This is a genomic window from Mesotoga sp. H07.pep.5.3, assembly GCF_002752615.1.
Lineage (GTDB): Bacteria > Thermotogota > Thermotogae > Petrotogales > Kosmotogaceae > Mesotoga > Mesotoga prima.
The window spans coordinates 644,400-668,019 of record NZ_AYTV01000012.1 but is presented as its reverse complement, the minus strand read 5'-3'; the positions used below and the strand labels follow the sequence as shown (position 1 = coordinate 668,019).

Sequence of the window (23,620 nt, the reverse complement as noted above, 5' to 3'; positions counted from 1 at the left end):
TTTCAGCATCCCCTTCTAAGAGCAGCTGCACGCTTAAGAACGAAGACCCGCTGATCGCTGCTGAAGGCTACGTTGTCCGTCAGCGGTCCACCGTCCTCAGAGAGGATCAAACCCGGATCCCGAAACGAGTTCGGGATGACAAAGTGAGGGAGTTTCAAAAAGTCATGCCGGGATAACTTCCTCAGTTGCATTGAAACCTGAATTGATTGCCGGTTCTCTTCACGAGACCCCATACCCTGTAATCGATGCCCTGCCTTTCGCGTCATGCTCCTCGTATCACGCACCATCTGCAGCAGATCACTCTCTACCCGTTCGGATTCTATTGCTGCGTAAGCCATTCCATTTAAAAACGCCCCAACTGAAACGTAAACTCTCTTAAGGGCTTCCATTTCCCTTAGGTTCAGTCCGTCAGAAGCGACCGCATCTATCCATTTCAACGACTTTTCTGCAAACTCTTTAGATTCATTCACGGCGATCTTGTTGCTTACAAATTCATCCATGAGGCCTCTGATCTTAACCGACTCGAGAAATGCATCGCCCGTACGGGCAACAACAAAATCCGGTATCACTTCTCCCTGAACGAATGAAATTTTCCCTGTACCTTTTAGCCGAAGTGTGGAATAGCTGTAAGAACTTCTTCCATATGCATAGAGTCTGTATAGGTAATCCCCCGGATCAACCGACCGCAACTGCAGAACTCCATCTTTCGTAGCATAGTTCCCGCTGAATGCTTTCAGGTCACCCAACTCTCTCAGCAAACCCATTTCTACGGCTTTGTCGGGCAACTGATTACCCTCTTCATCGAGAACGGGAAGGTGGTAGTCCTCTGAACTCTGAAGATAGCCTTCTTCATCGAAAAATGGCGAATACGATAAAGAGACATGCTCATCACCACATTTTACGTCCACTTCAACTTTGAAACCTTCTTTCCGATAGTAATCTGTAATCTCATCAAGACCAGAATTCCAGGAGAGGTAATAAATCGATTCAGAAACGGGCAGCGCATCGACTTTGATGAGATCCTGTTTGAATGGCCAGCCGAGAGAAACGGCTCCTACCAGATGGTCAAAATTCGACTCGCTCAATGCGGGGTTTATGAGCCTGTTATAATTCTCCATGTGCGCCAGTTCAGACTCCTCGGGCTGGAAGTATTCCAGCTCAATGCCCCTTTCTTCCAGCGCGATTTCCACGGCTCTTTTCGTTGCAACACTGCCTCCGGAAAAGTACCAGAATGGTCCGTGAACGGTCTCCGGAAGAGTGTCTGTAATGACTACTAAAACTGCTCTGGAGTCTTCACGGAATTCAAGCTGACTGCTGAAGAGGATTGCATCATAACTCCAGGTGTTTATATGCCATTCGCCTGCCGTTTCGATTTCCTCGATAGCGAGGAGAAGTTCGTCCATTTCCATAGCTCCATAAAACGGATAATCGGGTGATTTTCTTCCGGGCTCTTCCAGTAACGCTGCTTCAAATAGCAGAACCGCCACCCTGAAGTCACATCCATCAGCTTCGAGTCGATTCACAAATTTCTTCAGTTCTGACTTAACCGACTCGATTTGATCCGCCATTGAGCCAGTCTTATCTATGAGAAAGACCAGATCGATTTTTGAGGAAGATACAGACCTTTCCCAGAATCCAATGCCATCAAACTGGTCTTCTCTCTGCTCCGGAGCAATTTTGGCCTTTGACAAAACCTCCCCGTACCCGTCCACGAGAGTCTCGGTTATGGTGAAGTCTTCAAATGAGAGTCCCGTGACGGGGATCTCTCCGTCCTTGACGCTGACGGCGCAGCAAACCCCATGAATGCCGTTGTAGCTGAAATCCCATATTTGCCAGCTTTTCAGTTCAAGCGTTTTCGAATAAACAGTTGTGATCAGAAAAAGTGAGAATAATAAAAATAGGAAGCCTATCCTTTTCATAAGATCCACCTCCAGATCGATCGATCAGAGGAGAAGACAAAGAGAACAAAACTCTGTGAGCAAATTTTAGCAGATCAACTCAAACAAACGATCATCTGGAGAGTCAAGTAATTTCCCTAGGTCCCAAAAAAAAAAGAAACAGACCCTGATGGGCCTGCTCTGGTCAGGAAGCGGGGACTCGAACCCCGGACCTCTGGTTCCCGAAACCAGCGTTCTTCCAACTGAACTACTTCCTGTCTGCAAAATTCTATCACGTGTTCCCTTCACTTTCAAGAATACAGTTTTCCTCAATGAACGCGCTTCCTACTACCAGATCGTCGATATAGAAGACGGCAAGTTGTCCAGGAGTAACCGCCCACACTTTCTCTTGAAAATCTACTCTAATTTTCTCACCACTTACGATGGTCACTTTGGCAGAAACAGGTTTCATGGAGCTCCTTATTTTGCAGAGGCAATCGAATTCTTCTCCAGGGTCTATATACCAGTTAGGATCTTTAGCAACCAAGGCTTCTGACATTAAACTCTGCCTTTGGGCGAGAATGAGTTTGTTGTTCTTCAAATCAAGCCTCTTTACATAGTAGCGATCTCTCCCAGAAAAACCTATTCCCTTACGTTGCCCGATGGTGTATCCCGAAAGTCCGGTATGTCTTCCCAATAGAATTCCGCTTTCATCCGTTATAGGTCCCGGATTACCCTCTATCCCCCGCGACTTCAGAAAGCTTCTGTAGTCTCCGTCGGGAATGAAACAGATCTCCTGAGAGTCTTTCTTCGAGTGGACGGGAAGATCAATCCCCGAAGCCTCTTGCCTGACTTCTTCCTTCGTCATTTCACCCAGAGGAAAGAGAATGTCGTGCAATTTGTGCTTCCCGATTCTCGAAAGGAAATACGACTGATCCTTCGCTCTGTCAAGTGCTCTTGCCAAAAAAACATTTTCATCCAGGGAGACAAGTCTTGCGTAATGGCCTGTGGCTATCTTCTCCTCTCCGAAAGAGAACATACGCTCGAGTAGCAATCCGAATTTTATCGAATCGTTGCATACGACGCAAGGATTTGGCGTCTCCCCACTCATGTAAGAAGTGGTGAAGTAATTGAGTATCCTTCTAAACTCCTCGCGCAAATCTACAATCTTCAGCTCTATACCGAGATGGTCGGCAACGGCTTTTGCATCATCGGCAGCCGCATTTGCTAGCGGGTTGCCCTCAAGAACTATCATGTGATAACCAATTACGTCGTTTCCCTGTCTAATCAATCGAGCGGCCGCTACGGCACTGTCGACACCGCCACTCAATGCAATACCGATTTTCATCTCCATCACCATCACCATGTTAACAGTTGTTTTTGGCTCAAGTGTTTCTAAAGGGTATAATGTCTATGAGTAGTCATAACTCAAGAAGGTGTATATCTTGAACACCGGACTGGCAACTTGGACAGCTTTTTCATTTCATTTTTCGAATCAAAGAAGAGAGGTCATGGCTACACTGTAACTCATTGTTGCCAAACCTTTCTTGATTCTTTTCGAAAGCTGCACGCACAGTTCGTTCTAATGAAAGCATGTTGATATACAATCACTTCATCTTTGAGCATAAGGAGGGGTATCATGAAAAAGGCTTTACTAGTGTTACTAGCTCTACTGGTTTCGACTGGGTTCGGATTTGGAGCAAAGTACGTGGTTGGAACAAGCGCTGACTTTCCACCATTTGAGTACGTAGAGAATGGTGAATTTGTGGGATTCGACATCGATCTGATCAAAGCTATCGCTGAAGAAATGGATTTCGAAATTGAAATCAGAGATATGAGTTTTGATTCGCTAATCGCTGCTCTAGCTTCCGGAAATATCGACATAGTTATTTCAGGAATGACGATTACACCAGAAAGAGAAGAAGTAGTGTCATTCTCGAAACCATACTGGACAGCTGATCAGAGTGTTGTTGTAAGGGATGACAGCGAATTGACTGTGACAGTTCTGTTTGGGAAACATAACATCGGTGTCCAGACGGGCACGACCGGTGATCTCTGGGTTGAAGACAATCTAGTCAAAACCAAGATTCTTACCGGTGATTTTAAGAGATACGACACTTATGTTCTTGCCATGACAGATCTTGTAAACAAGAACATCGATGCCATTGTTCTCGACGCGCCAGTAGCAGAGAGTTTTGCAAAGGTCAGACCGGTAAAGATCGTTGGGGTCATCAAGACATACGAAGACTATGGGATTGCGGTAAACAAGTCTAACAAAGACCTTTTGAATTTGATAAATGAGGGTATTGCTCGACTCGAAGAGTCCGGTAGATTGAACGAACTGAATCTCAAGCACTTCTAAGTGAAGGGCGGGGGTAATCATAGATAAACTCGCACTCATTGCAGATTCTATGCCCGCACTCCTCTCAGGAATGTGGGTGACACTTCAAATCACTTTCTTAACTTTGGGGTTGGGCCTGGTTCTGGCCCTCCCCATTTCTTTTGGCCAGGTCTACGGAAACAAGTGGATCAAAGCCCTCATTGCAGGCTATGAAAAAATCCTCAGAAGTATTCCGGAACTGGTAATTCTCTTTCTAATATTCTATGGATTTCCAAAGATCGGAATAAGATTCTCCCCCTTCGCTGCGGTGATAATTGGGTTAGGTTTCAGATCCTCGGCATATCAGTCTCAGATTTTCAGGGGAGCAATAAACTCGGTCAGTTCGGCTCAAATGAGAGCTGCAAGATCTCTGGGAATGACTAATCTAAAAGGTTTCATCAATATTGTTCTTCCTCAGGCAATAAGAATAGCCCTTCCACCATGGACAAACGAATTCACTATCGTACTGAAGGATTCTTCACTTGCGTACGCACTTGGAGTAACTGAGCTTCTCCGCCAGGGAGGATACATAATCGCCACCAAATATGAGCCTATGCTGATCTACCTCACGGTTGCAGTAATGTATTTCATAGTAACAATCGCTATCAACAAGACTCTGGGAAGCGTTGAAAAACGACTTGCAATTCCTGGATTCGATGTAAAGGAGACGGTAAGATGAGTAAGGAAAGAGTCGTACTAAGAGTCGAGAATCTCAAGAAGGCCTTCGGTGACAAAGAAGTCTTGAAAGGCGTATCCTTTGACATGAAGGAGGGAGAGACTAAAGTAATTATCGGTCCTAGTGGAACCGGCAAGAGTACGCTTCTTTCCTGTATAAATATGCTTGTTACTCCCGACAGTGGCCAGATCTGGCTCGAAGAGGAAGAGGTTACATCTGCTAAAAATATAAACAAGATTCGTCAGGAGATAGGCTTTGTCTTCCAGGATTTCGGGCTTTTCAACCATCTTACGGCTCTAAAAAACGTCATGGTAGGCCTCACCAAGGTGAAGAAAATCGAGAAGGATTTCGCAAAAGAGATTGCAATGAAAGAGCTTACAAGAGTTGGGCTGGAGCGAGAAGCGAATATGTATCCCGCTCAGCTATCAGGTGGTCAGAAGCAAAGGGTCGGAATCGCTCGTGCGTTAGCAATGAGCCCAAAAATCATTCTTTTTGATGAACCCACATCGGCTTTAGATCCAGAACTGATTGGAGAAGTACTGTCAGTGATGAAGAACCTGGCTGAAAGTGGCATGACAATGCTTGTTGTGACTCATGAAATGGGGTTTGCAAGAACTGTATCTGATGAGATCATCTTTATGGAACACGGTCATATTGTTGAACAGAGTTCCCCTGAAGAAATGTTCAAGAATCCAAAGAATCCTCGAACGAAGGAATTCCTCTTCAAGCTCAGTGAGCTTTACGGGAGTGAATGAAGTGGATAGGATCTGGAAAATTGTCGTTAACTACTGGCCCAAATTTCTGGAAGGCCTTGGGGTTACTCTCGAAATGACTTTGATTGCAGTGGTAATCGGATTTATTATTGGAGTCATCCTCGCAATAGCAAGAGTTTATGGAAACAAACTCTTCTATGGTGTTGCGACAGCAATTATTGAAATAATAAGAGGTACACCACTTCTCGTACAGTTGTTCATTCTGTATTATGGGCTTCCACCTCTCGGAATGAATCTCTCCCCGTTCGCGGCCGCAATCATTGGTTTTGCCATCAACAGCGGTTGTTATCAGGCGGAGTATTTGAGAGGATCTATTCAGTCCATTTCAGGTAACCAGATGAAGGCGGCCAGATCTCTCGGAATGACAAAATGGCAAGCGATTCTGCAGATCATTATGCCCCAGGCGTTCAGAAGAGTAATTCCAGCATGGACAAATGAGTTCATATACCTCTTGAAGTATACTTCTCTTGCTTATATTGTAGGCGCACCGGAACTAATGGCTCAGGCAAAGTTTATTGCCTCACGAAACTTTCAGTTTTTCGAAGTGTATCTCGTCGTTGCTGTGATCTATCTAGTTGTGGTTCTCTTCTTCACTAAAATATTCAGCATACTCGAGAAGAAGGTTGAGATACCCGGACTAGAATGGGTAAGATAATAAGAAATGCTGATAATGACTGAAATCTGTTTGAAAACAATCAAACGATTCTGGAGGTGGGTCAGTGCTGATTGACGGACAACATCTTACACTGTCGGATATCTTTGAAGTGGCCTTCAAGAAGGAATTCTGCAGTATTGAAGAAAGCGCTGCCCGGCTTCTAGACGAAAGACGAAGATCCCTAGAGCTCATCAGCAAGGAAAAAACGATCTATGGGGTTAATACGGGATTCGGGGTTCTTGCAGATCACCGAATTTCTTCTAAAGATCTAGATGCTCTCCAGAAGAATATCGTTCTTTCTCATGCGGCCGGTGTGGGAGAACCCCTTCGTCAAGAACTAGTAAGAGCAATAATGTTGGTTAGAGCAAATTCTCTTTTGAAAGGGTTTTCAGGAGTTAGAAAATGCTTGGTACAAAGAATTCTCGACCTTCTCAATGAAGACATTGTTCCTGTCGTACCTTCAAAAGGATCGGTCGGAGCCAGCGGAGATCTTGCACCATTGGCACATGTTGCCATGTCACTTATTGGAGAAGGATATTGCACTCTCGAAGGAAGTGTTGTTCCTTCTCTTCAAGCTCTTAAGAGTAGAAATCTTGAACCTATTATTTTGAAATCTAAAGAGGGGCTAAGTCTCCTTAACGGCACCGCCTTTATGGCAGGAATAGGGGGCTGCTCAACATATATTGCTTTAAAGCTTTTTGAACAGGCAATTCTCGTTTCGGCAATGTCGGTTGATGCCCTTATGGGCAGTACGTCTCCCTTTGACGAAAGGGTTCATAGTGCTCGACCACATAGAGGACAGGGCTACGTCGCCGGAAGAATGAAAAGTTTGCTAGAAGGAAGCGAGATTAGAACCTCTCATTTGGACTGCGACCGTGTTCAAGACGCTTACACACTCAGAACCATTCCGCAGGTCTACGGCGCGATCAAGGATACGTTAGACTATGTCAAATCGGTCCTGGAAATAGAGATCAATTCAGCGACTGATAATCCGCTCATCTTTGAGAATGGCGATGCTATATCCGGAGGTAACTTTCATGGTGAGCCAATAGCTCTTGCAATGGACTTTCTGTCGATTGCACTCACCGATATGGGTAACATGATAGAGAGACGAGTAGACAGACTTGTAAATCCAAAGCTTAACGATCTGCCCGCCTTCCTGACAAATGGTGACGAGGGACTGAATTCCGGTTACATGCTGTGGCAGTATACCGCAGCGGCACTTGCCTCGGAAAACAAGACACTTGCACATCCCGCTTCCGCCGACTCTATTCCGACTTCTGGTTTTCAGGAAGATCATGTAAGTATGGGCGCATGGGGAGCACGCAAGCTCTGGATGATAGTTGACAATCTCGCGACAATGATTTCTATTGAAGCACTTCTTGCCTTTAGAGCCCTGTCGTTCAGGCATCCAAAAAAGTCAAGTATTGCTGTTGAGGAGCTGTTTGAAGATATCAGAAGAATCGTTCCCGATCACATAAAAGACAGGTATTTTGGGAACGAGTTTATGGAAGTTCGAAAGCTTCTCTTCAGGAGAGCAGGATTATGAAAATCCGAAAAAACTAAAATAAAATAGAAGAGTAGTCACAGACTTTAAGAAACACAGAAGGCAGAAAGCTTGAGTTCAATATAAGAATGAAAAAGAGGAAATATTGCATCCTCTCAGAGAAAATATGGTGCCGGGGGCGGGACTTGAACCCGCACAGGCGGTATGCCCACATGAACCTGAATCATGCGTGTCTGCCAATTTCACCACCCCGGCATCGCACAAATAGTAGTTTATCATTCGCTGTATGAGGTGTCAAGAGTCAATGAAAGAAAAAACGGTAATTCTGAAGGTTAGCGCGACAATCATGATTCTACTAGCGATTTGCTTCCCGGCAAGTTTTGTTTCTGCTTCTGAAAACTGTGGACCTGTTGCTCTCTTCCTGAATGACCCGGCGTACGAAACAAAGCTCTCACCCATTGAACGTTCACTTGCTGAACAGGGCATAGAATACAGGATTTACAATATTTTCAATGATGAACTCCCGCAAGATGAAAATCTGTACTCCGCAGTGATAATTGCAGGCGGCGATTCGATGCGAAACTACATAGACTGGAACAACAGAATCTACCAGGGTGGAGAGATGATCCTTAGAGGGGAAGTCCCCATTCTGGGAATATGTCTTGGACATCAGATAATTTCGAGAGTATTTGGTTCCGTTCTGTATTACAGTGAGGAGCGACGTTGGCATGAAATCACCTTTGTAAAACAGGACGAGATATTTGACGGATTCGAGGATGGACTTCTTGTTTGGGAGAACCATGCCTATGCGGTGGCGTCTTTACCAGAGGAATTCGAAATCTTTGCAAAAGGGAATGTTACCCCTATACAAATGATGAAGCATAAGGACAAACCAATTTATGGGGTTCAGTTTCACCCGGAAACACAGGGGCGATTTCTGAGCAACCCTCCTGGTTGGAAACTAATAATGAACTTCGCGAAGATTGCTGGCGTCACGATGAGTGATCCGCCTCTGCCCAAAGACGGGCGCAAGGTCTTCCCTTACTGATCAGTAAACTTCTTGATGATAGATCCATTAAACCTGAGCTTCAAGTTCTGCTATTTCAGTGAGAACACCCGGTGTTGCGCATGGTGAAGAAGATGGAAATGATCGAGCTCAGTAAAGAATCGCTTTTGGACAGAAAAGTCAGATACTCCTATACATGCGATAAATTCTGCGATCTTAAAATGATACGGAAAGATGATTGCTATACATCGAAGTACCTCTAAAAGAATCTCCTGTTCAGTTAAGTAAAGATGCAGAATATATCTTGTTAGAACCGGTCGAGCAGAAACCTGTAGCATGGGGTGCATTCGAGAGTAAAATCGGTCTGATCCTCGCTGAAAGGGAATGGAATGACTCTTTTCGGGTTTGGGATATTCTAGTCTGGAAGAAGTACCGAAGAAGGGGACTAGGAAGTAAGCTAATGGGTACAGCAAGAAATTATACAACTAATGTTATAGTGAGACGTCTCGTTGTTGAAACACAGAGCTCCAACTATCCCGCAATCTCTTTGTCCCTTAATTACGGATTTTAACTAGCTGGATTCGATACGGCCTGTTATTCGAACACAGTTATCGAAAGACACAAGGTCCGTCTCGAGTTTCACTATCTTCTCTAGGTTGAACGCAGGCATTCAGAAAGTCTCTGTTCTCAACATCCGCCAGTCTGCAAAAAGACATCTTTAGATCAGTTCACAAACAGAAAATTGCTTTGATTCTATTGAGCCAGAATTGTCAACCTCTAAATATGCTTGAAACTAAGAAGGAGGCGTAGATTATCAGGAGTAGAGCCCCCCTTGTCCTATCCAACTTCTTCTTTCTAAGCAGAAGTAAGGGCAGAACTATCGCGAGAAGCAATGCAAAGATTATTTCCGCGGCAAGCGATCTCTGTGCCGTGATAGGCGAGATGGTGGCCGAAATCCCTAGAACCAGGAGTAGATTGAAGATGTTCGACCCTACCACGTTGCCTATGGCAAGATCGCTGCGATTTTTTCTTCCTGCCGAAATTGTGGTCACTAACTCCGGAAGAGAAGTTCCGATCGCGACAATAGTTGTCCCTATAAGCATGTCGCTCACGCCGAATATCTGTGCAATCGAAGAACCTCCGTCGACCACGAAATTTCCTCCGAGAATGACGGCTGCGGTCCCTCCGATTGTGGCTACCCAGGCAAGCACAGGACTCTTTTCGAGAATCTCGACATCTCTCTTTCCCTCCACCTTCACAATGTCTGTAATGCTCCTGTCTCTCTTCGCCATGGTAAAAACATACATCATGTATATCAAGAAGAAAGTAATCAACACAATGCCATCGCTTCGATGAAGCCCATTGTTTCCTAGAATCAAAGCGCTGCTGGCGATAGTGATTATTATGACGAAGGGGATTTCATAACTCATAGTAGTTTTGTTCACTCCCAGGGGCGTTAGAATGGCTGTAATTCCCAGGATAAGACCAATGTTCGCGATATTTGATCCCAACACGTTTCCCAGAGCAATGTCAGAACCTTTGAAAGCTGCTTGCACACTCACTGCGAGCTCAGGCGCCGAAGTCCCAATAGCTACTATCGTAAGTCCTATGAGCAATTCCGAGATTCCCAGGTTTTTAGCTATAGCGACGGAACCCTCAATCAAATAATCGGCACCCTTTATTAGCAAAGCAAATCCAGCGGCCAGCATCAGCAACGAAACTAACAAGCGCTTCACCTCCACAAAAAGCAGCGGCCATTGCCGCTGCAACAACAAGATTATATTCAATTGAAGTTAAAGCCGTGTTTTTACTTTATAACGCCAAGTTCCTTACCGATCAGTTCGAACTTGGAGACCGCAAAGTCCAGATCCTTCCTCGAGTGAGAAGCGCTTATCATAACTCTTATTCTGGCCTTTCCCTTGGGAACGGTCGGAAATCCAATTGAGCTTGCGAAAATCCCCTCTTCAAAGAGTCTCTTTGAAAAAGCCGCAGAAAGCTTTGCATCATAGAGCATCACAGGAGTAATCGGGGTCTCCGAGTGGCCAGTATCAAAGCCAAGTGCCTTCAGTTGCTCTTTAAAGTAATCGGAGTTGCTCCAGAGGGTCTTAACCAGTTCATCGGAAGAGGAGAGCTTCCTTACCGCGGCTATCGCCGCTGCCGTTTCGGCCGGTGAAAGTGATGAACTGAAGAGAAATGGACGGGCCTTTTGCTTGAGATAGTCAATGAGAACTCTCTTCCCAGCGACAAATCCTCCAACTATTCCGAAGGCTTTGGAAAGTGTTCCAACTTCAATGTCTACACTTCCGTGCAAACCATAATGATCGACAATTCCTCTTCCATGACTTCCAAGAACTCCTTCGCCGTGGGCATCGTCAACCATTAGAATTGCTCCGTACTTGTTAGTCTTTTCAACAATCTGTGGAAGCGGCGCAAGATCACCGTCCATAGAGAAAACACCATCGGTTATCACCAGTTTTCTCCTTGCTCCATCGGTTTCAGCCTTCTGAAGCTGAGCCTCAAGATCATCCACATCCTTGTGCTTCCAGACATATCTCATCGCTTTTGTCAGCCTGACTCCGTCAATAATGCTTGCATGGTTGAGTTCATCGGAGAGAATCGCATCCTCTTCAGAAACGATCGGAGGAATGACGGACTGGTTTGCATTGAAGCCCGACTGAACGACTAGAGTTGATTCAACTTTTTTGAATCTGGCAAGTTCAGTCTCAAGCTCATTGTGTAATTCAAGTGTCCCGGCAATAGACCTAACTGCACCCGGTCCAACTCCCCACTTTCTTATTCCGTCTATAGCAGCTTCTTTAAGCTCTTCATCAAAGCAAAGACCTAGATAGTTATTAGAGCACATGTTTAGCACCTTCTTGCCTTCAATGTTCAACCATGCCCCCTGAGCCGATTCAAGCGTTCTTATTTTTACGAGCAAACCCTTTTCTTCAAGTTCCTCCATTTCCTTCTTAAGAACATCAAAATCAAACATCAAAACACCTCCGAAATGTCAGATCAAAATTCGAGAATGACTTTTCCGGAAACTCCTCTAATCATGACATCAAATCCCTCTTCGAATTTCTCCGCAGGAAGGATGTGCGTAACAACTGGAGAAAGATCAATCCTCTTGTTCTTTAGAAGCTGAGTGGCCACTTGCCAGGTCTCAAACATCTTTCTTCCTGTAATCCCGTACATTGTCAGTCCCTTGAAGGTAAACAGATCGTTTATGTCGAACGAAAGTTCACCGGGAAAGACCCCTAGAAGAGAGACGACAGCTCCATTGGTGAGACTATCCAAACCTTGCTTAAAGGCAGTAGTGTTTCCCGACATTTCCAGCAGAACATCGGCCCCATTATCTTCTGTCATTGCCTTGACCTTCTTTGTTAGATCTTCTTTAGTTGGATCGATTATTACATCGGCGCCCATCTTCCTTGCGAGTTCCTTTCTGAATTCCTTTATCTCAGACACAATCACCTGAGCGGCGCCAGATACCTTTGCTACCGCAACTGCCATCGCACCAATCGGCCCAGCACCGGTGATCAACACATTCTTTCCTGTAAGATCAGTTACAAGTGCCGTATGAATTGCATTTCCAAAAGGCTCCATAATCGAAGCATATTCCAGAGGTATAGAAGGGTCAACCTTCCACAAGACAACTTCGGGAACTCTCACATACTCTGCAAACACTCCGTCTCTGTGAACTCCGAGAATTTGCATATTCTTACAAATGTGCATCTTACCGGTTCTACACTGAAGACACTTCTGGCACGGTATGTGTGTTTCGGATACAACTGAATCTCCCACTTTAACGGAGGAAACATCTCCACCGATGCTTACAACCTCTCCAGTGAATTCGTGGCCATCAATCTGAGGTGGACGAATCCTCTCCTGTGACCACGCATCCCAGTTATAGATGTGAACATCTGTGCCACATATCGACGCTCTCTTCACTTTCACCAGTACATCATGAGGACCAAGCTCCCTTGGAACAGGAACTCTTTTTAGAGTCAATCCCGGCGCGGGTCTTTCCTTAACTATTGCAATCATAGTTTCTGATTCCAATCAAATTCCCTCCTTGACACAACATTCGTTATAACCAGTCTAGAATAGCTTTCTGCCTTTTTGAAGTTGATTCTGAGGCGTCTATGAGCAAATGGAAGTGCTGGAAAGGCCATAATTATCTTATACTGCTGTTAACGTTCCCGTAGACTGTGAGAAAATCTCGTACATCTTCCATCGAACTACATTTCATGTATTCTGTTCTTAGTCTAGCTCCGTTGCGCATATTTCTCGTATATCCGGCGAATGACTTTCGAAGCTCTCTAATTGCCTGTTCTTCACCAACTATCTTTCCAAGCAACTCAAGATGCGTCGAAAAGTAACCGAGTCTCTCTGATAGACCAGGGTCTTCATAAAAGCCCTTCTGTATGAGATCCTTACTCTGTCTGAAAATCCAGGGATTGCCGATAGCACCCCTTGCAATAACTACGCCATCAACAGAGTAGCGTCTTAACGCGTTCACAATCGCCTCAGGGCTGAACATGTCTCCCGAACCGTAAGAGAGTATGCCTTCTCCATGAAGTAAACGAGCTATCCTGTCGATCTCCTCCCAGTTAGAAGTTCCCGAATAAGCTTGAGCTACGGTCCTTCCATGGACAAAAACCGCCTCCGGCTTTGCCTTCATAATCGGATAGATTATCTTTTCACTCTCGATGCAGTCATAGCCCAGTCTGATCTTAACGGAGACGGGTACTTTAACGGTGTTCTTTAGAGCGGTGATCATTTCCGCAATTTTCTCGGGCGTTCTTAATAGGGCGCTTCCGGCGCCTTTTCGTGTAACCTTCTTTACCGGACACCCTGCGTTTATATCTATCCAGGTTGCAACTTCCGAAAGCCTCATCGCTGCCTTAGCCATTCTAGAAGCGCTCGAGCCGAATAGTTGAATTCGCGTTGGAGTTACCGGAACGATCTCCTCTGTTCTTCCCGACGCCCTAAGCACACCTTCTACACTAATCATCTCGCTGAAGACAAAATCCGCTCCCCATTCAGCTGAAAGCTCTCTCATAACGGCATCAGTGTAACCGGCCATGGGAGAAAGCCCAATCTGTTTATCCATAGAAGTCCTCTACCTCGTCAAGTATTGAATCGGGAACCATTCCCCTAACAGACTTACCTTCTGAAAGTCTTCTCCTGATTTCAGTGGATGATATTTCAAAACGCGGAGCATCTAACCAAACTATTTCTGCTTTCAAAGCAGTTTCTACCTCTATCGAATTTCTGGGGTAAACAGCGATCGTTGCTTCGCGAAGTAGTGATTCGTATTCATACCAGCTGTCAAGCGAAGCAAGGCTATCCTCGCCAATAACTAGAAAGGGTTTGCAGTTGTGAACTCTAGAGAAATGCCTAACTGTGAAAAGAGAATACGAGACCCCGCCTCGATCTCTTTCGTAGTCCGAAACGTGGGCGCATTCAACACCTTCAAACGCTATTTCAAGCCACTTCATTCTCTTTTCGTAAGGGGCAATCGTTGAAGATACCTTATGAGGAGGTATGTAAGCAGGAGTTACATACAGCCTTTCAAGCTCCAGCTGTTCTATGGCTAGTATTGCAACAATGATGTGTCCATTGTGCACTGGATCGAAAGAACCCCCAAAGATCCCAATCCTATTCCCTGAACACATACTCTCTATCATCTATTACGACAGTATCTCCTTCCATGATTCCTGCGTCTCTAAGTTTTGAAGACAATCCTCCTTTTTCCAATTTATCCATAATAAAACGATCCCTATACTTGAACGCCCGGATCTTTCTCACGTAGAAATCGACTGCCGGCCCCAGAACCACATACCTTCCAGAAGAGTCCTTCTCCACTCTGAAATCCTCGGGGTAGGGTGCCGTGAGGACGACTGGCTCGACCTGCGGTAGAGGGGTATCTTCATCCCCTTTCATTGACGATAGGTATGAACTGTCTCCTTCAATCGTTCTCCATATCACTTCTTTCAAAGCCTGAGTACCCTCATGAGTAGCGGCAGAAACAGGAATTATTTCTTTGCCGGTGCTTTCTTTGAATAGTTGAAGCCTCTTCTGCCTCTCTGCTTGTGTAATGAGATCGCATTTGTTTGCAACTACAATCTCAGGCTTATCAGCAAGCTCCCTCTTATAGAATTCGAGCTCGTAACGGATATCTATGTAATCCTGAATGAAGTCTCTTTCTTCACTCTCTGAGATATCCAGAAGATGAACGATTGTTTTGCACCTTTCGATGTGCCTAAGGAATGTATGCCCAAGTCCAATGCCCTCGTGAGCTCCTTTGATTAACCCGGGAACATCCGCCACAATATATCCCTGCGAGTCGCTCACCATTACAACACCAAGATTAGGGGAAAGCGTAGTGAAATGATAATTGGCAATTTTAGGTCTTGCATTGGAAATCGTGGAGATGAGAGTCGACTTGCCCACGTTTGGAAATCCAACAAGCGCGACATCGGCAAGAATTTTAAGTTCCAGTTTGACGAAGAGCTCCTCTCCGGGCTCGCCATTTTCAGCAGCTTTAGGGGCCTGATTTGTCGAAGAGACAAATCTTGCATTTCCCCTACCGCCTTTTCCTCCTCTAGCTATCACGATCGTCTGCCCAGGGTTGCAAAGATCTGCTATGATCTCTCCAGAATCAGCATTATACGCAATAGTCCCTACCGGTACTCTAATAACCAGATCTTTCCCCTTCTTCCCGGCCATATTTGAACCCTGACCACTCTCACCACTCTGTGCGAGGAATCTCTTCTTGTGCTTGAAGCCGTAAAGTGTGTTTATTGAATTGCTGGCTCTCAAGAAGACATGGCCACCTCTTCCTCCGTCTCCACCGTCGGGACCACCATAGGGAATGTATTTCTCTCTCCTAAAGGAGACAGATCCGTTACCGCCATCTCCCGCTTTAACATAAATTCGCCCCGTATCAACGAGGCTTTCCTGATCGTTAGCTAGCATTGGGACACCTCCGCCGTATCTCCATTATGTTATAATAACATTGATATTGGAAGGGGGAAAGTAGAAGTGGATCGTGTTGTGAACGTCGGTTTCGAGTCTTTTGTGGTAAAGGATAGGATTCTTGCTGTGCTCCCTGTAGAAAGCTCGGCCGTTCGAAGGCTCAAACAGCTAGGTATGGAAACTGGAAAGATAGTTAACCTAACCTTTGGTAAGAGAACAAAGGCCATACTGATAACAAACAGTGGTCATGTCATCTTCTCCTTTCTTCCACCAAAGAGAATTATAGAAAAACTCTTCAGAAATTAGGAGGCATTATGGGCATAAACATGGCGCCTTTCGTCCCTTACGTAGTTGAAGACAGGGGCAGGGGAGAGAGGATTTTTGATATCTACACAAAACTGCTTTCTGAAAGAATAGTCTTTCTTGGCTGGCCGATTGATGATGAAGTATCCAATATTGTAGTTGCTCAGCTGCTCTTCCTGGAATCCCAGGACCCTGAGAAGGATATCAATCTCTACATAAACAGCCCCGGTGGTTCTATTACTTCTGGGCTGGCAATTTATGATACGATGCAGTATATTAAACCTGATATTTCGACAATCTGTATCGGGATGGCTGCCTCTATGGGTGCGATCCTTCTGGCCGGTGGAACGAAAGGAAAGAGGTTTGCACTGCCAAATTCAAGGGTGATGATTCATCAGCCCTTTGGCGGTGCCGAAGGTGTAGCAAAAGACATCGAGATAAGAGCAAGGGAGATTCTTTATCTCCGAGACGAACTCAATAAGATTCTTGCCAAGCATACGGGGCAGTCAATCAAGAAAATCGAAAAAGATGCCGACAGAGATTTCTTCATGAGTTCGACAGAAGCAGTAGAATACGGAATGATAGATAAGGTAATTGAGCAGAAGGCAAAAGTAAAGACGAAAGAATAAGAGAGAAAACAACCGGCCGGCGCTGAGCGCCGGCTTTTGATGTGTCCGGAGTGAACGAAGTGGCGGAAATGACACCGATGATGAAGCAATATCTGGAAGTCAAGAACAACTACAAAGACTGTCTCGTTCTTTTCAGACTTGGAGACTTCTACGAGACGTTCCTAGACGATGCAAAACTTGTTTCAAACGAACTGCAGATTGTTCTTACTTCGAGAAATGGCGTGCCCATGGCGGGAGTGCCTTACCATTCAATCAATGGCTATTTGAAAAAGCTCGTAGATGCTGGCCATAAAGTTGCCATCTGTGAACAAACAGAGGATCCAGCCCTTGCAAAAGGACTCGTTAAGAGAGAAGTGACGAGAGTAGTTACGCCGGGAACGATAGTCGAAGATGAACTGCTCCCCGAAGCCGAAAACAACTACATAATCGCTATTGGCAAGTCTGGAGAGTTTTTCATAATCGTATTGGCCGACGTATCGACAGGTGAAGTCATAATTTCCGAAGCAGAGGACCTAATTTCGCTCAAGGACTTTATTGTGGCGAGCCAACCTTCTCAGGTTCTCTTAAGAGAAAGCTTGAAAGATCTGAAGAAGGAAATCGCCGGCGTTACATCATCAATGGTTGAACTTATTGAGGATTGGCATTTTGCGTTATCTTCAGGCATTAACTATGTCAAGGAGTTTTATTCGATTGCCTCTATCGACCATCTCGAACTTGATGATAAGCAAGTTGAGGTTCTAGGTGCTTTGTTTAAGTACCTTGAAACGATAAATTTCTCTCCCTTGAAGCATCTTTCACTCCCAAGAATTCTCAAAAAAACGGATTCGATGCAGCTAGACGCTTCTACTGTTGAAAATCTCAACCTCTTTCGTCTCGAGAGAAAGGGTTCTCTTTTCGAAATACTTGATGAAACGACCACAGGGATGGGAAAAAGACGGCTGAGGCAGTGGCTGCTTTCGCCCTTGACTGACAGGCATAAAATCGATGAAAGGCTAGACGTAGTTCAAGCCCTTTATTCCGATCGTCACCTTCTCGATGAGCTGAGAGAATACTTCCATAGTGTTTATGACATCGAAAGGATAACAAGTCGCCTCTCGACGGATAGAATAACACCGAGAGACCTTCAATCTCTCAGAACCTCTCTTACTGTTCTGCCATACATAAAAGAGTTGATTTCTAACGAAACAGCATTTGATAGATTACGCGAAAGATTGGAGCTTTTTCCCAGTGAGCTGGAATTGCTGCGGCGCAGTATTGTTGATGAACCCTCTTCCTCCATAGGAGATGGAAATGTTATCCGAAAGGGGTTCGACGCCCAGCTGGACTCTCTCCGTGATCTTCTCGATAACTCCGTTGAAAAGATTAGGGCAATTGAAACTAGCGAAAAGAAATCTACAGGAATCCCTTCGTTGAAGGTGAAATTCAACAAGGTTTTCGGATACTTTCTCGAAGTTCCAAAAAGCCAGTCCGGAAAGGTCCCTGAAAGCTACACCAGAAAGCAAACGTTGGTCAATTCAGAGAGATACATAACTCCGGAGCTCAAGGAATTCGAAGACAAAATACTAAGTGCAAACGAGAAAATACAATCTCTTGAGAAAGCACTTTTTCTTTGTGTCTGCTCGCAGCTTATGAATTCGTTGCAAAGGCTCAAAGATGCAGCTATAGTTCTGTCTGAGATCGACGCACTGCAATCACTATCGCTTGTTGCCAGAAAATACAATTACTGCCGGCCGCGCTTTTCCGCTGACGGAAGTGCAAGGATTTCGAATTCTAGACATCCCATAGTTGAGAGGTTTGTGCCTGATTTCACTCCAAATGATATATCAATGGATAGCTCCGAGAACTTCTTCATCGTAACTGGGCCAAATATGAGCGGTAAGTCCACTTTCATTAGACAAGTAGCCTTGCTTTCAATAATGGCTCAAATGGGTTCATTCATACCGGCAAAAGATGCGATGCTACCGATTTACGACAGGGTCTTCACCAGAATTGGCGCCAGAGACGAACTTGCCAGCGGCAAATCAACTTTTCTTGTTGAAATGATGGAGACAGCAACAATTCTATCTAAGGCCACTGAAGATAGCCTAGTAATCCTGGATGAAGTTGGTAGAGGCACAAGCACGTTTGATGGGATTTCAATCGCATGGGCAGTTTCAGAATTCATATATGAAGCGATTGGTTGCCACACGATATTTGCAACTCATTTCACAGAACTGACTGAACTCTCTAGCATGTATCCTGGTATAAAGAACAAGACAGCTCGCATAGTTGAGACGGAAAAGGGAATTATCTTTCTCCATAAGGTGATCAACGGTGTAGCGAATAGTTCTCATGGAATAGAAGTGGCGAAGCTGGCCGGTGTTCCCGAGACCGTCCTTTCGAGAGCTAAAGAGATTCTAAGGGTAATTTCCAAACAATCGGCATTGGACAAAGCAGTGCGAGTGCTAACCGCCGAAGATCTCAGGGAAATCAGACAATCGAAGAAAGGGAAAATGAACAGGAACCAAATCAGTTTGTTTTAGGGCACACAAAGAATTTGGCAATCCGGAGGTTGATCATGTCGAGAATTGAGCAATTTCGTGAAAAGCTTAAGGAGAGAAATCTTGACGGTTTTGTGCTGTACAACATGGAGTCTAGCAACCGTTCCAGTTCATGGTATCTATCTGGCTTTTCGGGCTCCTTTTCAGTTCTGATCATAACACCTAAGAGTGAGTACATAGTGACCGACTCCAGGTATTTCACTCAAGTTGAAATGGAATCAAAGTTCAAGCTTATTCCTTACAAAAACGGAGACGAGCTTAAGGATATAATTAAGGCCGCTTTACTCGACGATGGAGCCAATCACGTCGGATTCGAGGAAGAGACTATTAGTTTTGGCCTATACAAAAGGGTTTTCTCTCAGCTTGGAGTGGAGTTGGAACCCGCAGACTCTGTTCTCAAAGATATGAGAATGGTTAAAACTGCCGATGAAGTAGAGAAGATAAAGGCCGCTGTCAAAGTCGCAGAAGATGCACTAACTGAAACTCTCAACTTCGTTCGTGCGGGAAGGACGGAAGAAGAGATTTGTGCCACCCTCGAATATGAAATCAGAAAACGCGGAGGTTATCTGGCCTTTGAAACTATTGTAGGTAGCGGTCCGAGAAGCGCCATAGTGCATGGGCGACCTTCCAAGAGAAAACTTCAAACGGGAGAGTTTCTCTTGATTGACTACGGTGCAAGGGTAGACGGTTACAACTCAGACATAACAAGAACCTACAGTATAGGCAATGCGACGGATGAAATGATAAAGGTTTACGAGACAGTCCTTAAGGCTCAAACAGAAGCCAAAAGAGCCGCTAAGGCAGGCGTAATTGGCAGTTACCTGCATGAGTTAGCGGCAAGTATAATTGAAGAGGCTGGTTACGGAGATTACTTTGGACACGGTCTTGGGCACAGCCTGGGAATGGACACTCACGATGGTCAAGGTCTGTCTCCAAAGAACTCTGCTCCTATTCCTGCGGGAGCAGTCATAACAGTTGAGCCGGGTATCTATCTTCCCGGAAAATTTGGGGTTAGAATAGAAGACGATTGTTATTTTCGTGAAAATGGAATTGATGTTTTGACTAATCTAGATAGAGAGTTGAAGATTCTTTAGCGATCCGGAGGTGGCTTCTAGATGATAGAAGTTGGAAAGATTAGAAAGGGAATGCCCCTAATAATTGAAGAAGAGATCTACATTGTAACAGAAGCTAACAAACATTCAATGGGAAGAGGGGACGGTATAATAAGGACCAGGATGAAAAATCTGAAAACTGGTCTTGTTAGGCAGTTCACGTTTCAAGCAAGCGAAAAAGTTGAAGAAGCTGCGCTTTCATTCAGACATGTTCAGTATCTTTACTCGGAGGATGAGCTCTTTCATTTCATGGACCTTGAGACCTACGAGCAGTATACAATTGGTGTAGATGAGATGGGAGATGCTCTGGACTACATCAAGGAAAACGAGGAAGTGGACCTTCAGTTCCATGAAGATAGACCTATAGGCGTTATACTTCCAAACACTGTCGTCCTCAAAGTAACGGATACCGCACCTGCCTATAAAGGTGATACAGTTTCTGGAAGCGGCAAACCGGCTGTTCTCGAAACGGGATTGAAGGTTTCTGTTCCATTCTTCGTCGAGAACGGAGAGCTGATTCGTGTAGATACAAGAACAGGCGAATATATCGAAAGAGCATAGGTGGAAAGGAGGGAGAATGATGGATTTTGAAGAGACCGATCTCGGAAGAATCGAAATCTCGGAGGCTGTAATCCGGGATATTGCTATTCACTCCTACATGGAATTCCTCAAGTTCGATCCAAAGGAAGGGAAAGCAAGAAAAGAAGCCAAGTCGACAGTTGACATTGATCTTGACGAAAAGGTCGATGGGACCAAGACCGTCAAGATTAACGTAAACACAAAAATCAAGTATGGTGTCTCGATACCCTCGTACGCCAGAAAAATGCAGGAGAAACTTAAGAACGACGTAGAAAGCTTCAGCGGCATAAAGGTTGAAGACGTGTCGATTACAATTGAAGATGTTTACGAAGAAGCCCAGAAGCCTGCTGTCATCGAGGAAGAAGAGGAGTTTGAAAGCGTAGAAGCCAAACCTGAGTTAGAAGAAATGGCTTCACAAGATTCTACCGTAGAAGAAGAAGAAGATAGAGAAAAAGAGGGTTGAAAAGGTGACGGCAGGCCCAAACAAAAGCAGACGAAAAATGAGGGAGATTGTTTTCAGCGCGATCTATCAGTTTGACTTCAATGAAGATATGGAGACTTCGTCTGAATATCTCGAGAGAGAGCTCAGTTTCTTCTCAATGGAAACCGAGATGAAGCTTAGGACAAGGAAGTATTTTGATAGCATTTTGAGGTATCGTGATGAGATAGATAGCGTTATTAGAAAACACCTCACGAACTGGACTTTTGAGAGACTTGCCTCGACCGATAAGAACGTCCTCAGACTCGGAGCATACGAGATAATTTATGAACCTGACATTCCAATTGAAGTAACTCTTAATGAAGCGATAGACATCGCAAAAAAGTATGGTTCAGAGCAAGGTGGTAAGTTCGTAAATGGCGTTCTCGACAGAATTGCTCGAGAGTGCGCATCAACGGAGAAAAAGAATCTATAAGGAGGTCGTACATGCTGACTGATCTGGACATAGCACAGAAGGCGGAGCTTAGGAAGATTGATGAGATCGCTTCATCTTTATCGATCCCTGAAAAGTATCTTAGAAGCTATGGAAAATATGTTGCGAAGATATCCCACCAGTATCTTAAGGAGCTGCAGGACAGACCAGACGGAAAACTCGTTCTGGTTACCGCCATAAGTCCAACAAGTGCAGGTGAAGGGAAGACCACCACCTCCGTTGGTCTCGCTATGGCCCTCAACAGAATCGGCAAAAGGGCCTTCGTGACTCTTAGGGAACCCTCTGTTGGGCCAATTATGGGAATCAAGGGAGGAGCGGCTGGTGGTGGCTATTCTCAAGTGCTCCCGATGGAAGAGATAAATCTTCATTTCACTGGCGATTTTCACGCCATCTCACTCGCTCACAATCTTCTTTCTGCAGTTATCGATGCGCATATTAACTTCAAGAATGAACTGGGAATCGATCCTACCCAGATATACTGGCCAAGAACCATGGACATGAATGACAGAGCCTTGAGACAAATCATCGTGGGCCTGGGCGGGTCTGCAAACGGTTATCCCAGAGAGGACAGTTTCGTAATAACTGCGGCATCTGAGATAATGGCAATTATCTGTCTGTCCAAAGACCTTGTCGACCTCAAGGAACGACTGTCCAGAATTGTTGTTGGAAGAAGTTACGACGGAGAATTCGTAACGGTAAAAGACCTGAGTGTTCAAGGAGCTATGGCAACTTTGTTGAAAGATGTTCTAGATCCAAATCTAGTTCAGACACTAGAAGGCACGCCTGCCTTTGTTCACGGAGGACCATTTGCCAACATCGCGCACGGCACGAACTCATTGACTGCAACAAAGATGGCTCTTAAACTCTCCGACTACGTTGTTACTGAGGCTGGTTTTGGAGCCGATCTAGGTGCGCAGAAATTCCTTGACTTTGTTTCTCCTATAGGCGGTTTCAAGCCGAGCGCGGTAGTACTCGTGGCGTCTATAAGGGCACTTAAACTTAATGGTGGAGCGCCTAAGAAGTATATCGAGGAAGAGGATGTCAAGGCTCTTGAACTCGGATTTGATAACTTGAAAGTTCATTATGAAAACCTTCGCAAGTATGGTATCCCTGTGGTTGTTGCTCTCAATGAATTCCCGCAAGATACTCGGAATGAGAGAGATAAGTTCGACAGTCTCTGCGTTATGAATTCTATTCCTTACGAGCTGTCAAGGGTTTGGGCAGAAGGTGGAGCCGGTGGAGTCGAGCTTGCAAATAAGCTCATAGAACTAGTAGAAGACTCAAACGATTACAAACCCCTACTATCAGCGGATCTCTCCTTTGAAGAAAAACTGGAAAAACTCGCAAAAGAGATATATAGAGCAGGAAAAGTCGAGCTCGAACCGGCTGCGAAGAGCAAACTGAGCCTTTTTAAGAAGCAGGGAGTAGATCGCCTTCCGATAATCGTTGCAAAGACCCAGTACTCAATCTCGGATGACGAAAAGAAACTTGGAGCTCCCGAGGGTTACACATTCAAGGTACGGGATCTGAACCTTTCTGCCGGAGCGGGATTTATAGTTGTAGTTGCCGGTAAGATAATGTTGATGCCCGGTCTTGGTAAAGACCCTAATGCAAAGCATATTGATGTCGATGCGAACGGAAAGATAAGCGGGCTCTTTTGAGGTGTT

General features: G+C 45.0%; 23 protein-coding genes and 2 tRNA genes. 15 read left to right on the top strand and 10 right to left on the bottom strand.

Features of this window, described 5'->3' with window-relative positions:
- Nucleotides 1–2 precede the first annotated feature (2 nt).
- The 3 genes from V513_RS06955 to mnmA form a co-directional block, all read right to left on the bottom strand.
- Nucleotides 3–1,919: a vWA domain-containing protein gene (locus V513_RS06955; protein ID WP_006492619.1), complete on the bottom strand. Its 1,917-nt coding sequence runs from the start codon at nucleotides 1,917–1,919 to the stop codon at nucleotides 3–5.
- A gap of 160 nt (nucleotides 1,920–2,079) precedes the next feature.
- Nucleotides 2,080–2,155, bottom strand: a tRNA-Pro gene (locus V513_RS06950).
- Nucleotides 2,156–2,169: 14 nt separating this feature from the next.
- Complete coding sequence (gene mnmA / locus V513_RS06945) at nucleotides 2,170–3,243, bottom strand: tRNA 2-thiouridine(34) synthase MnmA (protein WP_006492618.1); 1,074 nt, start codon at nucleotides 3,241–3,243, stop codon at nucleotides 2,170–2,172.
- A 273-nt stretch (nucleotides 3,244–3,516) separates the two neighbouring features.
- On the opposite strand from mnmA, the gene V513_RS06940 reads away from it, so the two are divergent.
- From V513_RS06940 to hutH, 5 genes are all read left to right on the top strand, one after another.
- A complete protein-coding gene (locus V513_RS06940) occupies nucleotides 3,517–4,239 on the top strand; it encodes a basic amino acid ABC transporter substrate-binding protein (protein ID WP_014730645.1) in 723 nt (240 codons plus the stop codon).
- Between the two features lie 49 nt (nucleotides 4,240–4,288).
- Complete coding sequence (locus tag V513_RS06935) at nucleotides 4,289–4,936, top strand: amino acid ABC transporter permease (RefSeq protein ID WP_041928078.1); 648 nt, start codon at nucleotides 4,289–4,291, stop codon at nucleotides 4,934–4,936.
- Nucleotides 4,933–5,688: an amino acid ABC transporter ATP-binding protein gene (locus tag V513_RS06930; RefSeq protein WP_006492615.1), complete on the top strand. Its 756-nt coding sequence runs from the start codon at nucleotides 4,933–4,935 to the stop codon at nucleotides 5,686–5,688. Before V513_RS06935 ends, V513_RS06930 begins: the two co-directional genes overlap by 4 nt.
- 1 nt (nucleotide 5,689) lies before the next feature.
- Complete coding sequence (locus tag V513_RS06925) at nucleotides 5,690–6,361, top strand: amino acid ABC transporter permease (protein WP_257211982.1); 672 nt, start codon at nucleotides 5,690–5,692, stop codon at nucleotides 6,359–6,361.
- 64 nt (nucleotides 6,362–6,425) lie between these two features.
- On the top strand, nucleotides 6,426–7,910 hold the full coding sequence (hutH, locus tag V513_RS06920) for a histidine ammonia-lyase (protein ID WP_099772130.1): 1,485 nt from the start codon (nucleotides 6,426–6,428) through the stop codon (nucleotides 7,908–7,910).
- Nucleotides 7,911–8,035: 125 nt separating this feature from the next.
- On the opposite strand, the gene V513_RS06915 is transcribed toward hutH, so the two are convergent.
- Nucleotides 8,036–8,123 (bottom strand) — tRNA-Leu (locus V513_RS06915).
- A gap of 49 nt (nucleotides 8,124–8,172) precedes the next feature.
- On the opposite strand from V513_RS06915, the gene V513_RS06910 reads away from it, so the two are divergent.
- Nucleotides 8,173–8,916 (top strand): type 1 glutamine amidotransferase, encoded by a 744-nt coding sequence (locus V513_RS06910; RefSeq protein WP_099772129.1) that lies wholly within the window; start codon nucleotides 8,173–8,175, stop codon nucleotides 8,914–8,916.
- A 196-nt stretch (nucleotides 8,917–9,112) separates the two neighbouring features.
- On the top strand, nucleotides 9,113–9,445 hold the full coding sequence (locus tag V513_RS06905) for a GNAT family N-acetyltransferase (RefSeq protein WP_099772128.1): 333 nt from the start codon (nucleotides 9,113–9,115) through the stop codon (nucleotides 9,443–9,445).
- A gap of 199 nt (nucleotides 9,446–9,644) precedes the next feature.
- Here V513_RS06905 and V513_RS06900 read toward each other — a convergent pair whose 3' ends face one another.
- From V513_RS06900 to obgE, 6 genes are all read right to left on the bottom strand, one after another.
- Nucleotides 9,645–10,610, bottom strand: a complete 966-nt coding sequence (locus V513_RS06900) for a calcium/sodium antiporter (RefSeq protein ID WP_257211981.1) — start codon at nucleotides 10,608–10,610, stop codon at nucleotides 9,645–9,647.
- Between the two features lie 71 nt (nucleotides 10,611–10,681).
- Nucleotides 10,682–11,866, bottom strand: coding sequence for a glycine C-acetyltransferase (locus V513_RS06895; RefSeq protein ID WP_006492608.1), 1,185 nt, complete (start codon nucleotides 11,864–11,866; stop codon nucleotides 10,682–10,684).
- Between the two features lie 23 nt (nucleotides 11,867–11,889).
- Entirely contained in the window at nucleotides 11,890–12,936 is a 1,047-nt protein-coding gene (gene tdh, locus V513_RS06890; RefSeq protein ID WP_099772126.1) for an L-threonine 3-dehydrogenase, read from the bottom strand.
- Between the two features lie 115 nt (nucleotides 12,937–13,051).
- Nucleotides 13,052–13,990: a tRNA dihydrouridine synthase gene (locus V513_RS06885; protein ID WP_099772125.1), complete on the bottom strand. Its 939-nt coding sequence runs from the start codon at nucleotides 13,988–13,990 to the stop codon at nucleotides 13,052–13,054.
- Entirely contained in the window at nucleotides 13,983–14,555 is a 573-nt protein-coding gene (nadD, locus tag V513_RS06880; protein WP_173362783.1) for a nicotinate (nicotinamide) nucleotide adenylyltransferase, read from the bottom strand. Before nadD ends, V513_RS06885 begins: the two co-directional genes overlap by 8 nt.
- Complete coding sequence (gene obgE, locus V513_RS06875; protein WP_099772124.1) at nucleotides 14,539–15,858, bottom strand: GTPase ObgE; 1,320 nt, start codon at nucleotides 15,856–15,858, stop codon at nucleotides 14,539–14,541. The genes nadD and obgE overlap by 17 nt, the downstream gene beginning before the upstream one ends.
- 66 nt (nucleotides 15,859–15,924) lie before the next feature.
- On the opposite strand from obgE, the gene V513_RS06870 reads away from it, so the two are divergent.
- From V513_RS06870 to V513_RS06835, 8 genes are all read left to right on the top strand, one after another.
- Nucleotides 15,925–16,164, top strand: a complete 240-nt coding sequence (locus V513_RS06870; protein ID WP_006492598.1) for a DUF370 domain-containing protein — start codon at nucleotides 15,925–15,927, stop codon at nucleotides 16,162–16,164.
- 8 nt (nucleotides 16,165–16,172) lie between these two features.
- Nucleotides 16,173–16,790, top strand: a complete 618-nt coding sequence (clpP, locus tag V513_RS06865) for an ATP-dependent Clp endopeptidase proteolytic subunit ClpP (protein WP_006492597.1) — start codon at nucleotides 16,173–16,175, stop codon at nucleotides 16,788–16,790.
- Between the two features lie 68 nt (nucleotides 16,791–16,858).
- Entirely contained in the window at nucleotides 16,859–19,312 is a 2,454-nt protein-coding gene (gene mutS / locus V513_RS06860) for a DNA mismatch repair protein MutS (RefSeq protein WP_180274848.1), read from the top strand.
- Between the two features lie 35 nt (nucleotides 19,313–19,347).
- Nucleotides 19,348–20,424: a M24 family metallopeptidase gene (locus V513_RS06855; RefSeq protein WP_099772122.1), complete on the top strand. Its 1,077-nt coding sequence runs from the start codon at nucleotides 19,348–19,350 to the stop codon at nucleotides 20,422–20,424.
- 21 nt (nucleotides 20,425–20,445) lie between these two features.
- Complete coding sequence (gene efp, locus V513_RS06850) at nucleotides 20,446–21,003, top strand: elongation factor P (protein WP_006492591.1); 558 nt, start codon at nucleotides 20,446–20,448, stop codon at nucleotides 21,001–21,003.
- 19 nt (nucleotides 21,004–21,022) lie between these two features.
- Nucleotides 21,023–21,484: an Asp23/Gls24 family envelope stress response protein gene (locus V513_RS06845; protein WP_099772121.1), complete on the top strand. Its 462-nt coding sequence runs from the start codon at nucleotides 21,023–21,025 to the stop codon at nucleotides 21,482–21,484.
- A gap of 37 nt (nucleotides 21,485–21,521) precedes the next feature.
- Nucleotides 21,522–21,935: a transcription antitermination factor NusB gene (nusB, locus tag V513_RS06840; protein WP_039882997.1), complete on the top strand. Its 414-nt coding sequence runs from the start codon at nucleotides 21,522–21,524 to the stop codon at nucleotides 21,933–21,935.
- An 11-nt stretch (nucleotides 21,936–21,946) separates the two neighbouring features.
- Nucleotides 21,947–23,614, top strand: coding sequence for a formate--tetrahydrofolate ligase (locus V513_RS06835; protein ID WP_099772120.1), 1,668 nt, complete (start codon nucleotides 21,947–21,949; stop codon nucleotides 23,612–23,614).
- Nucleotides 23,615–23,620: the final 6 nt, after the last annotated feature.